We start from the raw sequence: 21,827 nt of genomic DNA on the forward strand, positions 1-21,827 counted from the left end.
GGGGAACCGGCGCGACCAGACCCCTCCCGCTCGCTCAATGCCGTACCGAGCGCCGAGCCGGCAGCTCGGAAAGGACTGATCCCCATGGCCTCTGACGCCATCGGCCGCCTCGTGTACTCCCGTGCCCGCCTGCGCCTGCGCCGTCTCGTGCCGAAACCTGGACGGGTGCTGCCGGCCGCCGGCTCCGGTCCCGCCAACCCGCCCGTGTCCTTCGCCGCACGCCAGGCAGCACTCTGGTCCCGCATGACACAGCCCCTGCGGCCGCTGGAATCCCCCCGCGCCCGTGCCACCGACCGCGAGTCCTCCTGGCCCCTCAGCCGGGAGCCGGCCTCGGTCCGCCGGGCCCGGCACCTGGCCGCCGCGCAACTCGAGATCTGGGGTCTGCGGGACCTGCCCGACCTGGCGGAGACCGCCGAACTCCTCATCAGCGAACTGGTCACCAACTCCGTACGCCACACACGCGGTCCCCTGCGGCTCAACCTCCGCATCCACGACGGGTGCCTGTGCTGCGAGGTCGAGGACACCGACGGCGCCGGCCCCGCGGCCGGCCCGGCCGAGCGCCTGGCCGCCTGCCGCGCGGACAGCTGGGCCGAAGGCGGCCGGGGCATCGGCCTTCTCGACGCACTCGCCGACACCTGGGGCAGCTGCCGCACCGCCACCGGCAAGACGACCTGGTTCCAACTCCAGGCCACCCTCCCCGCGATCGCCTGACCCCGGGACGACGTCCCGCACCCATCACCGAAGCCGCAGAGCCGCAGCGCAGCAGGGCCGCCTCGTGCCGGTCGTCGCCCGTCTGCCGTCGCCGCTCCAGTACGCGGCAACGCACCCCCACCCGCTCCGAACCGTGCTGAGCCCGTCGACTGCTGCCCATTGACCGGTTCTGACGTAGAAGACGCCACGTGGCCGAAGAACGGCGCGTTTCTTACACGAGTGTGACGCCCCGCCGCTCCCTCTTGTCCGGGCCGGGGCGCGGCTTGTGTACTGTCCTGCGTTGCCGTCCGGCAGCCGCCCGCGCGGAAGCGCGGTCCGGAATCTGATCGAGAAGGCAGGTCGCTGTGACCCGGCAGATACCCAGCGGAACCGCGGGAGCGGCGGAGCGGGAAGGCCTGTGAGTGTGCCGCCCGCTCCGAGCGGGTGCCGCTCTCTCTCCCCCTCCGCAGCCACTGCCGGTATCCGCCCGGGGACCCCGGAGCAGCCGATCCTGCGCCGCAGACGGCGAGGGCGCGCAGGTCGTCGCGCATGTCGCAACGGGCCGCTACGGGTGCGAGTGCCGGGGAGCCGGTGCCGCGGGCCGTCGGGGGGTGATGCCGCCGGGGTGTCTCCGGCCTGCGACGTCACCCGTCGGAGGGCGATCCCATGGTGCTTTTCATCTGTAGCGGGTGATGACCGGTCCCCCGCGTCTGAGTTTGGATACGGCCATGACGGAGTTCCGGGCGGCTCGGGGGCCCTCACGGTGCACCGCGTACTCCACCACGTCAACCCATGTGAAGGAGTCGGTACATGAACGATGTCGACCTGCGCCTTGAACAGGAAGCACCCGAGATCGAGGTGCTTGCCGACGCTCAATCGCCGAGTTCCACGGTCGGCACCGGATCGTCGGTGAGCACTGCGGGAGGCACCGCAGGGACCATCGGCACGGTCGGCTGCGGCTGACCGGCCGGGCGGGAGCGGCCGGCGGTCGGGCGGGTGGCCGGTCCCCAGCGTCGGCTTGATCCCTCCGGAGCCGGACCCGCGTCCCGGTACTTCCGTCCACGCTTCACCACGGAGCCGCCTGCGTGTGCCTTCGGGGGAGTCTCCCGCCTCCCCGGCGTCCGAACGCGGTCCGGCGGCGCGATCGCCGCGGAGGCCGGTCGGACGGACCGTCCGCGTCCTCGCCGACGGCGTCAGACACCACGGTGACCTGTTCGACGCCGGCTGTCCCGATGCGCCTACGGCCCCGGCACTGCCCGTCCTCGGGGACGGGAAGGCCCTCATGACACGGACCCGGTCATCGCGAAGGCGGTCGGGCCCGCTCTGCGCAGCGACCGAGTACGAATCCGCGTCCACCCCTGCCCAGGCCGCGACGGATCCCCGCCCGGCCGGTCGGACGCGGTTCCCGAGCGGGCAGCGGTCGCCGTCCACCGGAATGAACTCGCGGCGGTGCGTGAGGCGGTCGGGAACCGCGCGGGACAACACCCCGCCGCGGGAGGCCTCGCGCCGCTCTCCGAAGGCCCGGGGAACCGGGTCGGGTTACCTCGAACCACACTCACGTGAGGACAGCTTCGATGCATAGTGCCGCCGCTGGCTTTCTCGAGATGGGCCGGTTCGTCGGTCCGGCAACGGCCTCCGACACGCCCGAAGTGGACGTGTTCAGGACGCTCCTCGACCGGTCCGGTCTGCTCCTGGCGGGCCTCGACCTTCAGATGTGCCTGGTCGAGGCGAGCGACGAGTTCGTCGGGCAGTTCGGCACTTCCCGTGAGAGCCTGATCGGCAGCAGCTTCTACGAGTTGCTGCATCCGGGTGTGCACGCTCCGATGCGCAGGCAGTTCACCCGTCTCCTCGAAGGCCGCCGCGAGCGCTTCGTCGAGCACCTGGCCGGTGTCGGACCCCGGCGGACGGTGTTCACCGGGGAGATCGCCGGCATCGCCGTGCACAGTCAGTGCCGTGAACTCGTGGGGTTCGTGGTGCTGGTGAACCCGGAGCAGACGGAGCCGGCCGATGCGGTCGTGGTGGACCGCAACCGCATCCTCAGCGAGATCGGTGCCCGCATCCTGGAGGGCATCGCGGGCGGCGAGTCCACGGTGTGCCTCGCCTCACGTCTGTTCCTCAGCAGGCAGGGCGTCGAGTACCACGTGGGGACGATGCTCAAGAAGCTCAAGGCGCCCAACCGCGCCGCGCTCGTCAGCAGGGCCTACAGCCTGGGTGTCCTGACAGTGGGGAGCTGGCCCCCGAAGGTGTCACCCGACTTCGTCAAGTGACCCCCGGGCGAGCCTGACCGGGGACGCTCTCACCGGCGGACAGGGGAGAGATCCCGCACCGCCACCCGCGAGAGGAGGCGGTGCGCGGTCGGGGCGACCGGCATCGGCGACCACCCGGCGCCACCGGCGGCGGGAGAACTCCACCGAAGCCGTCCGGACCGCTTCGCCCGGCCCGATGCCGGTCGGGCCCTTGGTCAGGGGCGCCCTGTGGAGGGGCGGCGGATCGGTGGCCCGGTGCAGCCTTCGGTCACGGAAGAGCCTCAGCCCGGGGCGCACCGCCGGGGGACATGACCGGGGCCCCTTCGGCAGTCGGCTCCGCGGCGCCCGGCACGGAGGACGGCCGTGACGGAAACCGGCTGGTGGTCAGGGCCATGGCCGCGAGGAGTACGAGGGCGAAGGCGAGACCGGCGAGGGCGAAGCTCAGGGTGTACCGGCTGTCGGTGGGCAGCGCGGGTACTCCCGGTGGCAGGGCGTCGATCGTCTGCGAGGCGAGCAGCGAGGTGATGGCGGCGCTGCCGATGGCGCTGCCCGCCGAGCGGGAGATGGAGTTGATCCCGTTGGCGATGCCGGTCTGGTGGGGCGGAACGCCCATGACGATCAGGGCGGGCATCGCGGCGTAGCCGAAGCTGGCGGCGAGGCCGACAAGCGCCCCGGCCGCGATCACCGAGGGGGTGCTGTCGCGTGCGAGGGCCAGCCAGGCGAATCCGATCAGGCCGAGGCAGGCGCTGGCGGCGAGGGTGCCGGGCGCGCCGATACGGCGAACCAGCGTTCCGCCGAACTGGGAACCGACGAGCGAGACGAGTGCGGCGGGCAGCAGGTACACCACGGAGGCCTGGAGCACGGAGGCTCCGAAGCCGTAGCCGGCGATGTCTGCGGGTGTCTGCACGAGGTAGGAGACACCGATGAAAAGGAAGAACAGGGCGAATCCGACGAGGAGTCCTGCGATGTTGGAGAACAGCACCGGACGGTGGACGAACATGCGCATATCGACCATGGGCTCTCGGACCGTCCGCTCGATGACGACCCAGGCGACGGTGGTGACGGCGGCCCCGGCGAACAGCGCGAGCGTGGGTGCGGAGGTCCATCCCCATGCGTGTCCCTGTGAGATCGGTAGCAGCAGCTGGACGAGCATCAGGGCGAGCGCGGCGGCGCCGAGCCAGTCGGTGCGTCCTCCGGTCCGCTTCCCGGAGGCGGGCACGGCGACGAGGACCGCCGCGAGGGCGACGACGGCCAGTGCGGTGGCCAGCCAGAAGACCCGGTGGTAGTCGGGGTCGGCTCCCTGGGTGAGAAGTCCCGCTCCGGCCAGCGCGAGGCCGCTGCCGAACGCCAGCGTGCCGCTGACCAGGGACATGGCGCCGGGCAGTCGCGCCGGCTCGACCTCCTGGCGCAGGACGGTCAGCGCGAGGGGGAAGATGGCGGTGGCGGCGCCCTGGAGTACGCGCGCGAGGATGAGGAGGACGAGGGAGCTGGTGGCGGCGGCCAGGACGGATCCGGCGATCATCAGGACCAGCACCCCGACCAGGGTCGGCTTCGTGCCGTACTGGTCGCCGAAGCGGCCGAAGAGCGGGGTGAAGACCGCGGCGGACAGCAGCGTCGCCGTGGTGACCCAGCTGACCTCGGCTGTTGTCGTGTCCAGATCGTTCTGGATCATGCCGAGGACGGGTACGACCAGCGTCTGCATCATCGACACGATCATGGCGGCGAGGCCGAGGGCCGGGACGAGGCCGCGTCGCTTGCGCGCGCCGGGGGGTGAGGTAGCCACGTACTTCTTTCCGGTGGGACCGGCCGTCGGCGCGCACTCCCGCACGGGCCGGCGATGCCGGTGGCGATCATCAATGATTGAACACATGGTTATTTGATGTCATCAAGTAACCGGAGTGAAGATAGTCGTCAATGGTTGATGTAGTCAAGCTTTCGGGGCTACCCTGCCCATCGTGCAGGACTACCTCCCTCCTCCGACCAAGCGGCAGCTCCAGGAGCTGCTCGCCCGTTCACTCAGCGCGCACTACGCGGACTTCTCCGGTGCCGCAGCGCGCGCCGGCCTCACGGCCATGCAGGCCAAGACCCTCACGGTGCTGCGCGGTGCGCCTGCGTCGATGCGCTCACTCGCAGACGCCCTGACGTGCGACGCCTCCAACGTGACCGGAATCATCGACCGGTTGGAGAAGCGCGGTCTGGTGCGCCGTGAGGCCAGCTCCACCGACCGCAGAGTGAAGTGCCTGGTGCTCACCGAGGACGGCGAGCAGGCGATCGACGCGATTCGCGAGCGCATGGAGCAGGTGCGGACCGGCCTGGACGGACTGTCCGACAGGCAGCGCACCGAGCTCTACCGGCTGCTGACGGCCGTCTTCCCGCCGTGACGAGGGGCAGGGCGCGCGCTCGCTGCCCGCTGCCGCCGCCGCCGTCGGTGGGGGCCCGGGGCACGACGCCGGCGGGCCCCTACCGACGGTCCGAGCCTATGGCGGGCCGCAGGGGAGAGTTCGCTGCGAGGCCGGGGATGGGCGCCCGGATCCTACGTGCTCCGGCACGTCACTCCCCTTTTCCTGGGGCGCCCCGGCGACGCGCGCCATCTGGGTCCCGGCCGGTACCGTCCACGCCCACCAGGCGCACGGCGACTTCGAACTACGCCTGGTGGGCTGCCCGTGCGGGAGAACCCGCTGGGCCCCGACGCACCCGCGGTGCCCTCGGTGGGCCCGCTGCTGCGCGAGCCGATCATCGAGTACATCCGCACCGAGGACGGCGGCAGCCCTCAGCGGACCCGGCTGCGCGCGGTCCTGCTCGATCAGCTGCGGATCTCGGTGCTGCAGCCCCGCATCTGCCCACCCCGGCCAGCCCGCTGCTGCGCGGAGTCAGCGGCCTTCTGGGCGCAGACCCCGCGGACGGCCGCACGCTGGCCCGACTGGGACGTGAGACCGGGGCGGGCGAGCGTACACTCTCCCGCCTGTTCGCCCGCGACCTGGGGCTGACCTGCCCCCAGTGGCGCACCCGGCCGCGCCTGCACCGCGCCCTGGTCCTGCTGGCCGAGCGGACACCCGTGACCCAGGTGGCGAACCAGTGCGGATGGCCGTCGGCCACCGCCTTCATCGAAATCTTCCGCCGCGCCTTCGGGCACACGCCCGGAACACATCTGCGATGACCGCTTGCCCCTGCGCGCCGACCGACTTCTGAGACCCGGTTTCCCTGCCCATTGTTGATACCCGTACCGCTTTTCTGGGCGAAATTCGGCCATGCGGTTCAGTGAGTCCGCAGGGGAGTGTCGAATTCCGCTGGACCGGCTTCGCCGCGTTCACCGGCACCGCGAGCGGCAGTCCATGTCCCGACTCTCGTCCGTAACCTACAGTAACCCACCGTCGACGGCGAGTGGTAATCGTCACAGGCTCCCTGTGCGGGACCACCCGGAAATGTGCGATAGCGTCGACATGCAGCGCACCGATGTCGCGGGCCCTGCGCGGGCCGGACTGTGCTCGACCGGGCGTGTAACCAGAATGTATCGACAAATTCACCGCATGCGAACCTCGCACGTACAGAAATTCTCTGACGTCGTTTTCGCCCCTGCTCCGACGGTGCGCCACGCGATCGAAAGACCATCAGGAGATATTTGTGTACAGCAGTCGCTTAGAATCCATCGGGGCATATCTTCCCTCGACGGTCATGACTACCTCCGAACTCCTCACTCGCATGGAATGCGAGTCTGAACCCGACCTTTTCAGGATCACGGGAATGGCAGAGCGCCGGGTCGCGGACGACACCACCGGCACCCCGGAGGACTGCCTCACCATGGCGGTCGCGGCAGCCCGCGACTGCCTCGGCCACTCGCGCTACACCGCCGACGAGATCGACATCGTGATCTCCTGCTCCATCAGCCGCACGACCGACGGCAGGCGCCACCAGTTCGAACCTTCGTTCGCCCACCGCATCGCCGGCGAACTCGGCGCGGGCGGGGCCGTGCGCTTCGACGTGTCCAACGCCTGCGCGGGCATGATGACGGGTGTCTATCTGCTGGACCGGATGATCCGCTCGGGCGAGGTCCGCAACGGCCTGGTGCTCAGCGGAGAGCACATCACCCCCATCGCCTTCACGGCCGCGCGCGAGATGCGGGACAGCCGGGAGCCGCAGTTCGCCTCCCTCTCCGTCGGGGACTCCGCCGTGGCCGTGATCGTCGACCGCGCCGCCGACGAAGCCGACGTCATCCACGACATCGAGCTGATGACCTGCGCGGAGTACGCCCACCTGTGCCTCGGCATGCCGAGTGACGACACCGGCGATCTGGCCATGTACACCAACAACAAGGAGATGCACGCCAAGGACCGGCTCTCCCTGTGGCCTGCCTTCCAGCGCGACCGACTGGCCGACGACGGCCGGCGGTTCTCCGACGAAGGGTACGACTTCGTCGTCCAGCACCAGGTCGGCAGCCGCTTCATCGACTTCATGAACGACGTCGGCGAAAGCATCCTGGAGGCGCCGATGCCCCAGTCGCTCTCCGTCGTCCGGGAATTCGCCAACACCGCGACGACCTCCCACTACCTGGTGCTGCACCAGGCGCTGGCGGAGCGCCGCATACCCGAGGGATCGAAGATCCTCCTGGTCCCCGCCGCCTCCGGCGTGGTGACCGGCTTCCTGTCCGCTACCGTCTCCTCGCTGAAGGTATGACATGGCCACCGTCATCGCCTCCACCGCGCTCAGCCCGGCCGACGGCTCCGGCAGCGCGATCGGCTACGCGGCGTCCGCCGGCACCGCATGCCTGCGTCAGGCGGGCCTCACGCCCTCGGATGCCGACGTTCTCATCAACGTCGGCGTCTACCGCGATTCCAACGTCTCCGAGCCCTCCGTCGCCGCGCTCATCCAGAAGCGCATCGGCATCAACCTCGACTACCTGCACACCGCGGACAGGCACGCCGCGTTCTCCTTCGACCTGATGAACGGCGCCTGCGGCATACTCAACGCCGTCCAGGCCGCGGGTGCGCTGCTGGCCACCGGCAGCGCCCGCCGGGTGCTCGTGGTCTCGGCCGACACCCACCCCTCCATGGACCCCGCGAAGGCGGGCACCGCCGAGTTCCCCTACGCCAGCACGGGCGCGGCCATGCTGCTCGAACGCGGCGAAGACGCCCGGGGCTTCGGCCGGGTGCACCACCGGTCATCGTCCGGCACCCACGGGATCAACGGCTATCTCCCGCTGCGCGATGCCGGCTCCGAAGGACGCAACACCATCACCGTCGACCGCGAGGACCGCGCCCTCGGGCGCATGCTCGAACTCGCCGTCGACTCGGTGAACGGCCTGCTGGCGGCGGAATACGGCGTGGACCCGGCCGAGGTGCCGGCGGCTCTGGAGAAGACGCTGCTCGTCACCTCCCAGCCGTCGCCGGACTTCGCCTCGCACCTCTCCCGGCGCCTCGGTCTGGCATCCGATGCCGCCGTCACCGTCGAAGGGCTCGAAGGCGACCCGCACACCTCCGCCCTCACCTACGGCTACCGGCAGGCCCTGGAAGCCGGCCGGCTCGCAGGCCACGACCGGATCCTCTTCCTCGCCGTCGGCGCGGGCCTCACCTCGGCTGCCTCGATCTACCGCCTGGACGGCGCTCCCGAAGGAGCGGCTCACTGATGTCCTCGACCACGACCGGACTGCCGCCGGGCGCAACCCTGCCCGAACTGCTCGCCCGGCATGCCGCCGAAACACCCGACAGGGCAGCCGTCGTCCATTCCGCCGCCCGGCCGGCCAAGGCCGGCCCCACCGGCTACACCTCGCTCACCTACGCCGAGTTCGCCGCCCGCGTCACCGCATGTGCCGCCGCCCTCGGCTCCCGCGGCATCGGCCGCGGGACCCGTACGGCCCTGCTCGTCCCCCCCGGCGCCGAGCTGCTCACCCTGGTCTTCGCGCTGATGCGCACCGGCGCGGTGCCGGTGGTCGTGGACCCCGGCATGGGACTGGCCCGCATGCTGGAGTGCATCCGCCGGGTGGGAGTCCAGGCGCTCATCGGCGTACCGTCCGCACACCTCCTGCGACGCCTGCGCCCCCGCGCCTTCGCCGGAGTGAAGAGCCTGGTCAGGGTAAGGGCGAACGGTGAAGGGCTCGAGGAGCTGGCAGCCCTCGGCGCGGCCGTGGGACAACCTCCCGCACCGGAATCCCGCCCCGACGACCTCGCGCTGATCGGCTACACCACCGGCAGCACCGGGCCGGCCAAGCCCGTCGAGATCACGGTCGGCATGCTGCGGGGCATGGCGGACGGCGTCGAGGCGGGCCATTTCACCCCCGACATCACCAGCACTCTGGTCACCATGCCGCTCATGGGGGTCTTCGATCTCGCCGGTGGCCGTACCGTGGTGGTGCCGAGGATGAACATGGGCCGGGTCGCGGCCGCCGACCCCGCCTCGCTCACCGATGCGATCCGGCGCTTCGGCGTGAACGCCATGTTCGGATCCCCGGCCCTGCTGGGACCGCTGTCGGCCCATCTTGCGCGCACCGGGACCCCGGTGCCGTCCCTGCGCCTGGTCGTCTCCGGGGGCGCTCCGGTGAGCCCGGAACTGATGCGTGCCCTGCGAGCCGTACTGCCCCACGAGGCGCGGGTGTTCAGCACCTACGGCTCGACCGAGGCACTGCCGATGGCACTCGTCGAGAGCAGGGAGGCCCTGGCCGGCCCGGCCCACGGCCCGGCCGCCGGCCTCGGTGCCTGCGTGGGGCGGCCCGCCCCCGGCGCCTCGGTCCGCATCATCCCGGTCCGCGACGAGCCCATCAGCCACTGGAGTCCCGAACTTCCCTTGGCCGACGGCGAGATCGGCGAGATCGTGGTCAGCGGGGCGGCGGTGAGCCCACGCTACTTCCGGTCGCCCCGTACCGATGCCGGACACAAGATCCAGGACGGTGGGCGCCGCTGGCACCGAACAGGCGACGTCGGATGGATCGACGACGAGGGACGCATCTGGTTCTGCGGACGCAAGAGCCACCGCGTCGCCGCCGCGGGCGGCGACCTGCACACGGTCCGCTGCGAAGGCGTCTTCAACGCCCATCCACGGGTACGGCGCACGGCGCTTGTGGGCTTCGGCCGGCACGGCGGACAGCGGCCCGTACTGTGTGTGGAGCTCGCGCCGGGAACCGCGCCCGAAGACTGGCCCCGGATCGAGGACGAGCTGCGCGCCCTGGGCGCGGCGAACCCGACGACCAAGGCCATCGACGACTTCCTGCCGCACCCCGGCTTTCCCGTGGACATCCGCCACAACGCGAAGATACGCCGGGAACTGCTGGCGGGCTGGGCCGAGAACCGCCTCACCCGCAGCCGGCGTCCCACTGCCGCACTTCTGGCACTGCGCGCCGTTCCCCTGCTGGGATGGGCGTATCTCGCTGCCTGGCCGCTGCTGCCCTGGGACCATCCGGCGCTGACGGCTTTGTGGTGGCTGGACGCCTTTCTGAGTGTCGTGGTCCATGCGCTCCAGATACCCGCCGCGCTGCGCGCGGAGCGGGAGAGCGCCACCGGACGCGGCCCCTGGGCGACGGCCGGTCTCACGATGGCGTTCGGTGCGACGTGGTGGCACCGGCGCACCGGCGCACCGGAGGTGGCCGCGTGAAGGCACTGGTCACCGGCGCCTCGGGGTTCCTGGGCGGCCATATCGTCGACGCATGTGTACGCGCCGGGGACGACGTGCGGGTCCTCGTCCGCCCGGGCAGCGATCTGAGCCATCTGCGCACCGTCCCCGGTGTCGAGTTCGCCTACGGGGATCTGCGCGACGCGGCCGCGCTGCGCCGGGCCACGCAGGGCATCGACGTCGTACACCACAGCGCGGCCCGCGTCACCGACCGCGGTACACGGGCCCAGTTCCACGATGAGAACGTCGCCGGCACCGCCCGTCTGCTGTCCGCGGCCCGCAGCGCGGGTGCACGGCGCCTGGTGTTCATCAGCAGTCCGAGCGCGCTGATGGCAGTACGCGGCGGCGACCGGCTCGACATCGCCGAGGACGAGCCGTTCCCCGCACGCCACCTCAACCTCTACTCGGAGACCAAGGCCGCCGCCGAACGCCTGGTCCTGGCCGCCGACCGCACGGACTTCACCACCGTGGCACTGCGTCCGCGCGCCGTATGGGGCCCCCGTGACCACTCCGGGTTCATGCCTCGCCTGATCGCGAAGATGGCGGCGGGAAGTCTGCCCGACCTCTCAGGCGGCAGACCGGTGTACGCCTCGCTGTGCTACTGCGACAACGCCGCCGACGCCGCCGTCCGGGCGGCACGTGCCGACGGCGTCGGCGGCCGGGCATACTTCATCGCCGACGAGGAACCGGTGGAGATCTGGAGCACGCTCGCCCTCCTCGCCGAGCGGTTCGGCGCGACACCGCCGACCCGGCAGGTGTCCGCCACCCTGCTGCGGGCGCTCGCCTTCACCGCGGACACGATCTGGAAACTGCCGCCGCTGGCCAGGCACTCCTCACCGCCGCTGTCCCGGTACACCCTGGCGCTGCTCACCCGCTCCGCGACCTACGACACCTCGGCGGCGCGGCGCGATCTGGCGTCCCCCGTGGTCGACCACGACACGGGCATGGCCCGGCTGGAGGCATGGGTCGACAGCATCGGCGGCGTCGGCGAGTTCATCAGAAAGGTGCAGTGATCATGACCGCACAGCGTGCCACCACGGGCAGCGGCGATCCGGCAGCCGTGCCCGGGGAGAGCCGTTTCCGCCGTCCCGTCTCCCCGACCGAGTGGTCCTACCTGGCCGCCGCCCGGCTGGGTCAGCTGCTCGTGCTCCAACTCGCCGCCGAGGGTGAGGGGACGATCGATCCCCTGGCCCTGAGCCGGGCCGTGGCCCGGGCCTCGGCATCCTGCCCCGGCTCCAGGCTGGTGCGCCGCGGCCGCACATGGGTCGACAGCGGACGTCCTGCCCGGGTCTCGGTCGCCGACGCAGGGACCTTCGACGGGAATCCCACGGGCCCGGCGGAGCTCGCCGGCCGTCTGGCCGACGCGGAGAACAGCCCGAGCTGCGAAGTCCTCCTCTTCGCGGGAGAACCGAGCACCGTGGTCTTCCGGGCTTCCCACGCCGTGATGGACCTCAAGGGCCTGTCGGTATGGGCCGCCGACGTGTTCCGTGCCCTGCGCGGTGAACCGCTGCACGGCGCAGCGGACCCGATGAGCGACTACACCCTGCTGGACACCGCGGGCCGTACCGGGCCGCGGCCCCGCCTCGGGCTCGACCAGCGCTCGCCCCTGGCCGGACGTCCGGGGAACACCTCGGTGTGGCGGCGGCGCACGATCGCGGGCCGGCACGCGGCGCTGGCCGCGAAGACGGCGGCCGCGATCGCCGAATACGCGCCCGGCCCGACGAGCCGGATCATGTTCCCGGTGGACCTTCGGCGCCATGCCCCCGGCATGTCGTCGACCGCCAATCTGGCCCTGCCCGTCTTCCTCGAAGTCCCCACCGGGCAGTGCCCGGACACCCTTCACCGGCGGCTCCTCGACGCGCTGGCCTCCCGCAGAGAGCTGGCGGCCGGCGCCGAATCCGCCCTGGCGCGTCTGCCGCTGCCCGTGGCCGCAGCGCTGGTAGGCGCCTCCCGAGCCGCCACGTCGGCATCGCACCGCTATCCCGTTTCGGCCATCGTGTCGAACGCCGGGCGACTGGCGCCGGCGGATCTCAGCGCCGGGGACTTCACCGCGAAAAGCATCTATGCGCTGCCGGTACACGCGCCCCTGGTACCCCTCAGCATCGCGTTGACGGAACTGCCCGGGCACATCGAGGTGGTGGCCTCCGCCCGTGGTGCGGCGGACGTCGGCGAGCGCTGCGAGGCGCTGCTCGACCGTGTCGAGTCCGCACTGGGCGCAGCCGCACCGGCCGCCGGCACCCGTTCCACGCCCCAGATCTCCTCGGCGCAGTCAGCGCTGTCAGGGGCGGCAGCCGCCCCCGTGCCGCGGTCGGCGGGAGCCGCTCATACCCCCCCTGCGGCGCCGCTGCGGGAGCCCGGCGCCGCCGAGCGGCTCCTCGCCCCCGGTCCGGGCGGACTCCCCTCGCTGGACACGACCGTGGTGCAGTCGTTCCGGTCCCGGGCGGCCCGCCACCCGGACGTGCCCGCCGTACTCGGCGACGATCTCGTGTGGTCGTACGCGGACCTGGACCGCCGCTCCGACGCGGTCGCGGCCGAACTGCTCGCTCGCGGCTCCCGCCGAGGCGAGGTCGTCGGCATCCTGGCGGACCGCTCCCCGGCGGGCCTCGCCGGAGTGTGGGGAATCCTCAAGGCGGGGGCGGCCTTCCTTCCTGTCGACGTGGGCAACCCTGCGCAGCGGGTCGGGGAACTGCTGCACGACGCACAGGCCCGCTTCTGCCTCGCGGAGGGGGCCTCGTACGCCACCGCGGCCCACTGCGGAGGCGGGGTCACCACGATCCTCCTGGATGACATCGCTGACCCGGCTGACCCGGCTGACGCGGCGGGCGACGGCGCTGACGTCGACGCGCGGCGCCGGGAGGAGGCCCTCATGGCGGCCGCCCCCCGCCCGGACGATCTGGCGTACGTCATCTACACATCCGGCTCCACGGGCAGGCCCAAGGGTGTGCAGATCGAGCACCGCAGCTTGGTCAATCTCATCGGATGGATATCCCCGTTCATGAGGTGCGACGAGGAGACCCGGGCCGCATACTCCTTCTCGCCCGGCTTCGACCTCTCGGTCATGCAGATCTTCCCACCCCTGCTGCACGGCGGCGCCGTGGTGCCGGTGCCCGGCGAACTCGATCACGTCAAGCTGCGGGAGATGTTCTCCGGCCGACGGGCCAACACCCTCGGACTGACACCGACCCATCTGGCCCTCGCCGAGCGCCTCGGCCTGCGCCCGACGGGCATCAGAGCGCTGCAGCTGGGCGGCGAGAACCTCACTGCGGCGAGCGGCCGCAGGGCACGCGCCTCGCTCGGGTCCGGCTGTCTGGTCGTCAACGTCTACGGCCCCACGGAGGCGACGGTCGCCTGCACCGTCGCCGTCGTCGACGGCGATGTCCGTCGCGCGTCCACACCGATCGGAGTGCCGGTGCACCGCATGTCCGCGGTTGTACTGGACGAGCAGGGCCGCGAGGTGGAGGACGGCGAGCTCGGCGAACTCGTCGTCAGCGGTGTCCAGCTGGCTCGCGGCTACCTCGGCCGTCCGGAGCTGACGGCCGAGCGATTCGTCTACCTTCCGGATGGGCGGCGCGCCTACCGCACGGGCGACCTGGCCCTCCGCCTGCCCGACGGGCAGCTGGAATACGCCGGCCGGATCGACTCCCAGGTGAAGATCCGCGGACACCGGGTCGAGCCGGGTGAGGTCGAAGCGGCGCTGACCGCGCTCCCGGGCGTCGCCGGGGCAGCCGTGGTCGCCCGCCCCCGGCGCGACACGGGCGGACAGGCGCTGTGCGCCTTCGTCGTACCCGACGGGGAGGGCGTTGCGGCCTTCGACGAGTCCGCCGCGCGCGCGGAACTCAGCCGAACCCTGCCGCCGCACCTGCTGCCGGCGATCGTCCGCGCGGTCGCCGCGTTTCCTGAGACGGCCAGCGGCAAGACCGACCGCAATGCGCTCCCCAACCCCTTCGACAGCCCCCTCGGCGATCCCTTCGGCGAGTCCCGACGGCCTCGGCACGCGGACGCCCCGCGGCCGGCGGCCGGCGCCGAGTGGGCGGCTCTCCCGGAGGCCGAGCCCGCACCGGGAACGCGCACCGCGGTATCGGGGACTCCTGTTCCCGGCGGCGTTTCCGATCCCGGCGTCGATGTGGCCGGGACGGCGGCCGGGATCTGGGCCCGTGTTCTGCGCTGTGACGCCGCCCACCTCGGTCCGTCGTCCGATTTCCACGAGCTGGGCGGCGATTCACTCGCGGTCCTGGAGATGCTGAGCGCACTCGGCGAAGAGCTGCTCGAGCGCGGCTCGGAGCGCGACTTCCTGTCCGGGCTCGGGCCGCTGAGCGAGAATCTGACGCTGGGCCGGGTCGTCGAGGCCGTCGAGGCACGGCGGAGCGTGTCGTGATCTTTGTCGGGGAGGGCGCGCTGCTGTGGCGCGCCGTACGGCACACGCTCGACGGCGGCCTGCCGGTGGACCTGGTCTGCGGCCCGTCCGCCGGCGTGCCCGCGGTTCGACCCGACGCCCCTTTCCTCGAGGTGACGGACGTCAACACCGCTGCCGCCGAACTGGCCGCCGCGAGCACGGACGGCATCGTCTGGTCGCTGAACAACCGGATGATCTTCCGATCTCCCGTGCTGTCCTGTGGGCTGCGCGTGCTGAACATCCACCACGGCCCACTCCCCGCCTACCGCGGACTGCCCGAAGTAGCGCTGGTGTACGCGATGCTGGCTGGAGAGCGGGAGTTCGGCGCGACACTCCACCAGGTGGAGGAAGGCATCGACACCGGTCCCCGACTCGCGGCCGACCACTACCCGATCGGACCGGACGAACCCTTCCATGTGGTGCTGCGCCGGGGACTGGAGGCCTGCCACCGCCTGTTCGAGCGCTGTCTTCCCCTCGTCGCCGCCGATCCCGGCTGGACCGGCGAGCCCACCCGTCCGTCCACCGGTCCGGGCCGCTACTTCGGCCGCGAGGCCCTGGCCCGGTTGGACCGGTACCGCGGCGATCCGGGCTTCGCCCGGGCCACGGACCTCGGATTCCTGGCCGGGTACTTCCCGGAGCTCGCGGCTGCCCTGCGATGAGGAGAGCCCCCGCCCCGCGTGTGCGCGAACGGCGACCGACCTGCCCGACCGGCGTCCCCACCCGCATCGCGAGAAGCCCCCGAGGCGACCGCCCCGCCCGACCGGCACCCGCCGGGGGCGGTCGCCTTCTCGGGCCGGGACGGCAACGGCAGCCCGCTCAGCGCCCACAGGCCGTGACCCGACGTCCAGGGCCCGCCCGCGGGGCCGGGGCGGCGCCACAGCGGCCGCTTCCCGGGCGTGCCGGACCGCGGAGCCCTCGGGAGCCGCGTCGTTTTGATCACTGCGGATCGCCTTGTAGGTTCACTTTGCAGGTCCGCTGCAGTGTTCGCTGTTTCGGACTTCCGCACGATCCAACCGGTCGGTATGTTCGCGGCGACCGGCCGGTGCACGGCGGGCATACCAGGGGCACGAGCAGCCAGGGAGGACTCATGGCCGAAACCGGGATACGCATACAGGGGCACTGCGATACGCGGTTCGCCGCGGTGCGCGCCGCCTTCGAGGAGAACTTCGTCCGGCGCGGCGAACTCGGCGCGGCCGTCGCCGTCCGGGTGGGCGGGCGGACGGTCGTCGACCTGTGGGGCGGCTGGGCGGACGCGGCGGGCACCCGGCCATGGGAGCGGGACACCCTGGTCAACGTCTGGTCGACGACGAAGGGGCCGATCGCCCTGTGCGCGCACATCCTCGCCGACCGGGGGCTGCTGGAACTGGACGCCCCCGTCGCCACCTACTGGCCGGAGTTCGCGGCCGCCGGGAAGGAGTCGGTCCTCGTCCGCCATCTGCTGTCGCACCGCTCCGGCCTCGCCGGACTCCGCGAGCCCCACACGTTCGCCGAACTCTGCGACTGGGAGCTGACGGTGGCGCGGCTGGCCGCGACCGAACCGTGGTGGGAGCCGGGAACGAGGTCGGGCTATCACGCGCTGACGTTCGGCTTCCTGGTCGGCGAGGTCGTGCGGCGTGTCACGGGCCTGCTGCCCGGCGCGTTCCTGCGCGAGGCGGTGACGGGGCCGCATGGTGTCGACTTCGCCGTGGGACTGCCGGAGAAGGACCACCACCGCGCAGCCGAGCTGGTTCACGCGCCCTCCGCGTCCACCGGTGGACAGGCCGAATTGTTCTCGGAGTTGGACTCGGTAGCGCTGGCGGCCGCGGCCAATCCGGTCGTGGGCGCGGCCGAGGCGAACGGCCCGCGGTGGCGGGCCGCCGAGATTCCCGCAGCCAACGGTCACGGTACGGCCCGCGCGGTCGCCGAGCTGTACGGGATCGTCGCCTCCGGCGGTGTGCTCGGCGGCAGCCGGGTGCTGTCGGCCGCCGCCGCCGAGCGGGTCCGCGAAGGCCAGGGGCCCTGTCGCGACCTCGTCCTCGGCGCGGGCTTCGAGCATGACACGGAGATCGCGCTCGGGCTGTGGCTGAGCGGTTCCAACAGATCGTACGGGCCGAACCCCCGCGCAATCGGCCACGACGGCTTCGGCGGCTCCTTCGGGCTCGCGGACCCGGAGGCGGAACTGTCCATGGGGTACGTCATGAACCGCATGGGCCCCCGGATCGCCGACGACCCGCGCAAGACGGCGCTGATCGAGGCGGTGTACCGGGCCCTGTGAGAGACGGCAGATGACCCGCCGCTGCCCGAACCACTGGCCTGATGATAGGTCAGGCGATGTTCGCCCCGTCGCGTCGCCCGGCACAGCCGGCCCGGCTCATCGCTGCGCTGCCGAATTCGACCGGGCAGGGCCGCGACGAGCCGGGCCGGCGCCTTGCGATGCACCGCACGCCGCGCCCGCGCCCAGGGCAGACGCTGCCCGACGCGGCACAGGGGCTCAGCGGATCCGCCATGCCACCGTCGCTGCCGGGCGGGCCCTGCGGCTCCGCGCGGTCCGCCCGGCGTCGGTGGCCGAGGGCCGGGTGCTGCGCCGCGAGAACGCCTTGCGTCGTCCCGGTTCGGTGGTTCGCCCCACACGGGATGCCGGGTTCGGGCAGGCTCGCTCTCGGCGGCGGTCTCGCTGTGCGGCCGCCGGAGCGGCAGCGGTGCCGAGGCGAGGGGAGTGGTGATGGCGGTGTGGGTTTCGGATGAGTTCGAGGAGTTCGAGGACCGGCATCAGGGTTTCGCGGGGGCGGTGCTGGCCGACGGCAGCGAACCCGCCCCGGTGTATCTGGACGCCGGGAGCGGCAGCCACATGTCCAGTATGAGGGAGTGGTGGGCCTACGACGGCACCCTGGGCCGCCCGCGGGCGCCGCACCTGCGGGCGGCGTGCTCCTGCGGCTGGCGGGGCGAGCACCTGTACACGATCGACTGGAGCACGGCCGAGGACGACCCGGAATCGGTCGACACCTCCGCCGCCCGCACGGAGTTCGAGGGTCATGTCCGCGACCTCGAGGCCCGCTCGCTCCCGCTGCCCGCCGCGATGACGGATCTCGTGGAGCGCCTTGACGAGCAGTTGCACGACCTGGCCGCCGATTCCCCGCTGGCCGCCCTGAAGGCTGTGGCCGCCCTGGAGCGCATCACCCTGCGCGTCGCCCGGCACGCCGCGGCCGACGCCCACGCGAGCGCGGACGGGGACGAGCTGTCCTGGGACACGGTCGCCCGGACCTTCGGAACGGATCACGACCACGCCCGCGCCCGCCTGATGCACTACCAGCTCCGGCCCTGACTGTCATGTGAGGCCCCCGCAGGTGCGCCCGAGCAGGGTGAGGTACCGCGGTGACCGCGCGGCGGGCGACAGCCGCCTCGCCGGGACGGGGCTCGCCGGGTCCCGTTGCCGAGCGTGCGAAGCACCTGCGAAAGGGTGACATGATCTGTCAGTTTTGGCGTGGATGATGAATGGCATGAGCAACGAGACCTCCCGGAACACTCTCCAGGACGCCCCCCTCGACGGTCGGATCGCACTCGTCGCGGGGGCCACCCGCGGTGCCGGACGTGCCCTCGCCGTCGAACTCGGCCGCGCGGGCGCCACCGTCTATGTCACCGGCCGCACCACCCGCGAACGCGCCAGCGAGGTCGGTCGGACCACGGAGACCATCGAGGAGACGGCGGAGCTGGTCACCGAGGCGGGCGGCACCGGCATCGCCGTCCCCACCGACCACCTGGAGGAAGGCCAGGTACGTGCCCTCGTCCAGCGGATCGATCGTGAACGGGGACGGCTCGACATCCTCGTCAACGACCTCTGGGGCGGCGAGCACCTCCTGACCTCGTCGGTCTTCGGCAAGAAGAGCTGGGAGACCCCGCTCGCCGACGGTCTGCGCATCCTGGATCTCGGGGCCCGCTCGCACGTGATCACTGCGGCCCTGGTACTGCCGCTCCTCATCCGCTCGGACGCTCCGCTGTACGTGGAGGTCACCGACGGAACGGCGGTCACCAACCGCCGCTACCGCGAGAACATGTACTACGACCTCGCCAAGAACGCCCCCATCCGGCTCGCCTTCGGACTGGGTCGGGAACTAGCGGAGTACGGGGGCACGGCGGTCGCGGTGTCGCCGGGATTCCTCCGCTCGGAGCAGATGCTCACCCACTTCGGCGTGACCGAGGAGAACTGGCGCGACGCCGTCGCCCGGGAACCGGCCTTCGCGATCGCGGAGTCCCCGTACTACCTCGCCCGCACGGTCGCGGCCCTGGCCGCCGACCCCGACCGGGCCGCACGATGGAACGGCAAGTCCACCTCCAGCGCGGAGCTCGCCAGGATCTACGGTGTCCGGGATGTGGACGGCAGCCGGCCGGACGCATGGACCTACTTCGAGGATGTCACCTACGGCGGAAAGGACGCCTCGGCGGACGACTACCGTTGATTCCCCGGCTCCGCCCCGTACAGGGCGGCAAGGGCCAGTGCGCGCTCGCGGAAGCGTGCGCGCAGGCCCGCCGGGGCCAGAACCTCCACGTCCGCGCCCAGTCTGCTCAGCTGGTCGAAAGCGACGTCCTGCGACTCCGTCGGCAGGACGAGCGTTACCAGCCCCGTCGCATCCGGAGCGCTGGCACCGGTCAGCGCCTCCTCGACACCGGCCTCGCCCACCACGGCAGGCAGGCGGTGCAGGCCCTGCTCCGTCAGGCGCACGGTGACGGTCGTCAGCAGCAGACCCCGGGCGAACCCGGCCGCGTGTGCCTCCCAGTGCGCGGCCAGGTCGAAAGCCGGATCGCGCGGGAACGGTTTGCCCGCGTCGGGCGCGACTGCCGTCACGCGGTCGACGCGATAGGTACGCCACGCTCCGCCGTACTCCGCCCCCTCTCCCGGAAGGCGACCCACGAGATACCACACGCCGGCCTTCAGGACGAGCCCGTACGGTTCCACCACACGGGACACCGCGGAGGGCGGTGCGCCGCCGCGGCCAGGACGCGCATAGCTCAGCTCGACGGTGCGGTCGGACCACACGGCGCGCGCCAGTTCCGGCAGGGACTGAGGTGCGGACGGCTGACGGAACCAGGCCGGCGCATCGAGATGGAACCGGCGCGCGGACGACTCGGCCGCAGCCCGCACCGACGGAAGCAGGCTGGACATCAGCTTCAGACGTGCGGTGTCCGCGGCGTCCGACAATCCCAGATCCCGCAGGGCCGACGGCAGGCCGGAGAGGAACAGCGTCTCCGCCTCCGTGGGATGCAGCGCGGTGAGCCGGGTCCGGTAGCCCGCCGCCAGGTAGTAGCCGCCCACCCGCCCGCGCTCCGACCGGACGGGAACCCCGGCCTCCTGCAGAGCCTGGACGTCGCGGATCACGGTGCGCTCGGAGACGTCGAGCTCCCGGGCGAGGGCCCCGGCGGTCAGTCCGGGGTTCAGCTGGACGAGGAAGGCCATACGGATCAGCCGGGCGGTGCGCATGACCCAATGATCGTCGATCCGGGGGCTTCCCCCAAGGCCGGGTAGTCAGCGCTGGTGGCTGTGGCGCGAGGCAGCGGCCGTTGGTGGTGCGGCTGCCGCGTAGCGGCCTGTACGTGTCCTCTTGATCGGGTTGCCGGTAAGTGGCGACGAGGCTGGTGTCGCCGAGGGGCTCGGTGATCTCTCGGGCCTGCCACTGCTGCTCGGGCTCTTCCTGCAGCACGGCGTGGACGCCCGCTATGCGGTTGCTGGTCTTGCCTGCACCGACATACTGGGGGCCGTGGCGGCCTGCAATTCGGGGCGAGGGAGCGGGGCTGTGGCAGTGTGACCGTCAAGGCAGTCACCGTCTGGCTCGTGCCCGGGCGGCTGTCCGAACTTCCGCGAAACCATGGGCCGCAGGCACGCAGTATGATGCTGACGGCTTGTCGCTGGGCTGTCTTGTGCTGATCAGCGATGCTGGAGGTCGACGTACTCCGTCTGGTTTCTCCTGGTGCAAGTCCGGACGATGCAAGCGGAGGGAACGGCACCCTGCCATCGTCCCAGAGTGTATCTCCTCATGAGAATGAAGCACGTATCTTGATGTACGGCGTTGTGCGGTCTTGCTCGAGGACTCTGGGAACCCCGGTTGCCGTCGGTTCTCCGGTTTGTCATGGGTACGCGTACTCATGCGCGCGGTTTGTCTCCGGGCAATACTGCTCGTCTCGTTGCCGGCCGATTGAGGAGCAGATGTGATGCGTGCAAGGAAGATCGCGGCTGTCGCGATGCTGACGGTCTGTGTGCTGACCGGGGCAGGGGTCGGTCCTGCCGCTGCGACAAGCGGGGGTCTTCTCCCTCACCCGGGGCCTGAGGGCCTGGTGTGGGTTGAGGAGATGACGGGAGACGGCGGCGTTGTTTCCGGGGGTGCGCGGGAAGGGTTGCCGACCGTACTCACGGTGGCCTGCGAAGGGGGTGGCAGTGTCCGGGCGACGATGAAGCAGGAGTCGCAGGTGGCGGCGTTCACCGTGCGGTGCCCTGTCGGCAGCGGGGGTGTGGACTCGGTGGCCATGGACGCGGGTGTTGTAAAGGCGGGGTCTTTCACTGTGGGTATCGATGCCTCAGATGAAGGTATTCGCTGGGCCCTGACCGTCACACAGCCCGAGTAACCTGTTCAGCCTTCCGGCGCCCGCCCTCTCGTCCGGTGACGCGGAGCGTCACGGATGACTGGAGCGCAGCAGGGAGGCCACCCCCAGCCTCCCTGCTGCTGGCGGGCCACGCTTCGTGTGGCCCGCCAGGCGGTGAGCGGAGCGAGCCGCTTGTGCTCCCGCGGAGCGGGAGCGAACTGGGTTGTTTCGCAACCCAGTTCGCTTGCATAGCGTGCAGCACCGTGGCCCTCGCCCCCGAACAGTCCGAAGCACGACGCAACAGTCCGAAGCGCAGCGCAGGACTCCATGCCCGGAAGGGTCGGCTGTGGCTC

Annotated in this window: 16 protein-coding genes and 1 pseudogene; 15 read left to right on the forward strand and 2 right to left on the reverse strand. The window is 71.6% G+C overall.

The window, feature by feature from the left end:
• The first annotated feature begins 84 nt into the window (after window positions 1–84).
• The 3 genes from SCWH03_RS27260 (at window position 85) to SCWH03_RS27270 (ending at window position 2,957) form a co-directional block, all read left to right on the forward strand.
• The gene (locus SCWH03_RS27260; protein WP_254077062.1) at window positions 85–711 is read left to right on the forward strand and encodes an ATP-binding protein; all 627 of its coding nucleotides are present in this window, start codon (window positions 85–87) and stop codon (window positions 709–711) included.
• A 789-nt stretch (window positions 712–1,500) separates the two neighbouring features.
• Window positions 1,501–1,653: a thiocillin family RiPP gene (locus tag SCWH03_RS27265; RefSeq protein WP_173267426.1), complete on the forward strand. Its 153-nt coding sequence runs from the start codon at window positions 1,501–1,503 to the stop codon at window positions 1,651–1,653.
• Between the two features lie 611 nt (window positions 1,654–2,264).
• Window positions 2,265–2,957 carry a helix-turn-helix transcriptional regulator gene (locus SCWH03_RS27270; RefSeq protein ID WP_254077063.1) on the forward strand — a complete coding sequence of 231 codons (693 nt, stop codon included), beginning with the start codon at window positions 2,265–2,267 and terminating at the stop codon, window positions 2,955–2,957.
• A gap of 247 nt (window positions 2,958–3,204) precedes the next feature.
• Here the strand turns inward: SCWH03_RS27270 and SCWH03_RS27275 are convergent, their stop codons facing one another.
• The gene (locus tag SCWH03_RS27275; RefSeq protein WP_173267428.1) at window positions 3,205–4,806 is read right to left on the reverse strand and encodes an MFS transporter; all 1,602 of its coding nucleotides are present in this window, start codon (window positions 4,804–4,806) and stop codon (window positions 3,205–3,207) included.
• Window positions 4,807–4,891: 85 nt separating this feature from the next.
• Between SCWH03_RS27275 and SCWH03_RS27280 the strand changes: the two genes are divergently transcribed.
• The 11 genes and pseudogenes from SCWH03_RS27280 (at window position 4,892) to SCWH03_RS27330 (ending at window position 19,358) form a co-directional block, all read left to right on the forward strand.
• Window positions 4,892–5,317 (forward strand): MarR family winged helix-turn-helix transcriptional regulator, encoded by a 426-nt coding sequence (locus SCWH03_RS27280; RefSeq protein WP_254077065.1) that lies wholly within the window; start codon window positions 4,892–4,894, stop codon window positions 5,315–5,317.
• 181 nt (window positions 5,318–5,498) lie between these two features.
• Window positions 5,499–6,093 (forward strand): annotated as a pseudogene (locus SCWH03_RS27285) (helix-turn-helix transcriptional regulator); the annotation flags it as partial.
• 584 nt (window positions 6,094–6,677) lie between these two features.
• Window positions 6,678–7,607, forward strand: a complete 930-nt coding sequence (locus SCWH03_RS27290; protein WP_254077066.1) for a 3-oxoacyl-ACP synthase III family protein — start codon at window positions 6,678–6,680, stop codon at window positions 7,605–7,607.
• A gap of 1 nt (window position 7,608) precedes the next feature.
• A complete protein-coding gene (locus SCWH03_RS27295; protein ID WP_173267432.1) occupies window positions 7,609–8,556 on the forward strand; it encodes a beta-ketoacyl-[acyl-carrier-protein] synthase family protein in 948 nt (315 codons plus the stop codon).
• On the forward strand, window positions 8,556–10,514 hold the full coding sequence (locus SCWH03_RS27300) for a fatty acid CoA ligase family protein (protein ID WP_173267434.1): 1,959 nt from the start codon (window positions 8,556–8,558) through the stop codon (window positions 10,512–10,514). Before SCWH03_RS27295 ends, SCWH03_RS27300 begins: the two co-directional genes overlap by 1 nt.
• Window positions 10,511–11,545 carry an NAD-dependent epimerase/dehydratase family protein gene (locus SCWH03_RS27305; protein WP_254077067.1) on the forward strand — a complete coding sequence of 345 codons (1,035 nt, stop codon included), beginning with the start codon at window positions 10,511–10,513 and terminating at the stop codon, window positions 11,543–11,545. Before SCWH03_RS27300 ends, SCWH03_RS27305 begins: the two co-directional genes overlap by 4 nt.
• A 2-nt stretch (window positions 11,546–11,547) precedes the next feature.
• Window positions 11,548–14,907 carry a non-ribosomal peptide synthetase gene (locus SCWH03_RS27310; protein ID WP_173267438.1) on the forward strand — a complete coding sequence of 1,120 codons (3,360 nt, stop codon included), beginning with the start codon at window positions 11,548–11,550 and terminating at the stop codon, window positions 14,905–14,907.
• Entirely contained in the window at window positions 14,904–15,584 is a 681-nt protein-coding gene (locus SCWH03_RS27315) for a formyltransferase family protein (RefSeq protein ID WP_173267440.1), read from the forward strand. The genes SCWH03_RS27310 and SCWH03_RS27315 overlap by 4 nt, the downstream gene beginning before the upstream one ends.
• A 428-nt stretch (window positions 15,585–16,012) precedes the next feature.
• Window positions 16,013–17,179 carry a serine hydrolase domain-containing protein gene (locus SCWH03_RS27320; RefSeq protein ID WP_173267442.1) on the forward strand — a complete coding sequence of 389 codons (1,167 nt, stop codon included), beginning with the start codon at window positions 16,013–16,015 and terminating at the stop codon, window positions 17,177–17,179.
• 447 nt (window positions 17,180–17,626) lie between these two features.
• The gene (locus SCWH03_RS27325; RefSeq protein WP_173267444.1) at window positions 17,627–18,226 is read left to right on the forward strand and encodes a hypothetical protein; all 600 of its coding nucleotides are present in this window, start codon (window positions 17,627–17,629) and stop codon (window positions 18,224–18,226) included.
• Window positions 18,227–18,392: 166 nt separating this feature from the next.
• On the forward strand, window positions 18,393–19,358 hold the full coding sequence (locus tag SCWH03_RS27330; RefSeq protein WP_371872800.1) for an SDR family oxidoreductase: 966 nt from the start codon (window positions 18,393–18,395) through the stop codon (window positions 19,356–19,358).
• On the opposite strand, the gene SCWH03_RS27335 is transcribed toward SCWH03_RS27330, so the two are convergent.
• On the reverse strand, window positions 19,349–20,377 hold the full coding sequence (locus SCWH03_RS27335) for a helix-turn-helix transcriptional regulator (RefSeq protein WP_173267448.1): 1,029 nt from the start codon (window positions 20,375–20,377) through the stop codon (window positions 19,349–19,351). The genes SCWH03_RS27330 and SCWH03_RS27335 overlap by 10 nt on opposite strands.
• Window positions 20,378–21,105: 728 nt before the next feature.
• On the opposite strand from SCWH03_RS27335, the gene SCWH03_RS27340 reads away from it, so the two are divergent.
• Window positions 21,106–21,516 carry a hypothetical protein gene (locus tag SCWH03_RS27340; RefSeq protein WP_254077068.1) on the forward strand — a complete coding sequence of 137 codons (411 nt, stop codon included), beginning with the start codon at window positions 21,106–21,108 and terminating at the stop codon, window positions 21,514–21,516.
• Window positions 21,517–21,827: the final 311 nt, after the last annotated feature.

The sequence above is a fragment of the Streptomyces pacificus genome, assembly GCF_011766325.1.
In the GTDB taxonomy this organism is placed as follows: Bacteria; Actinomycetota; Actinomycetes; order Streptomycetales; family Streptomycetaceae; genus Streptomyces; species Streptomyces pacificus.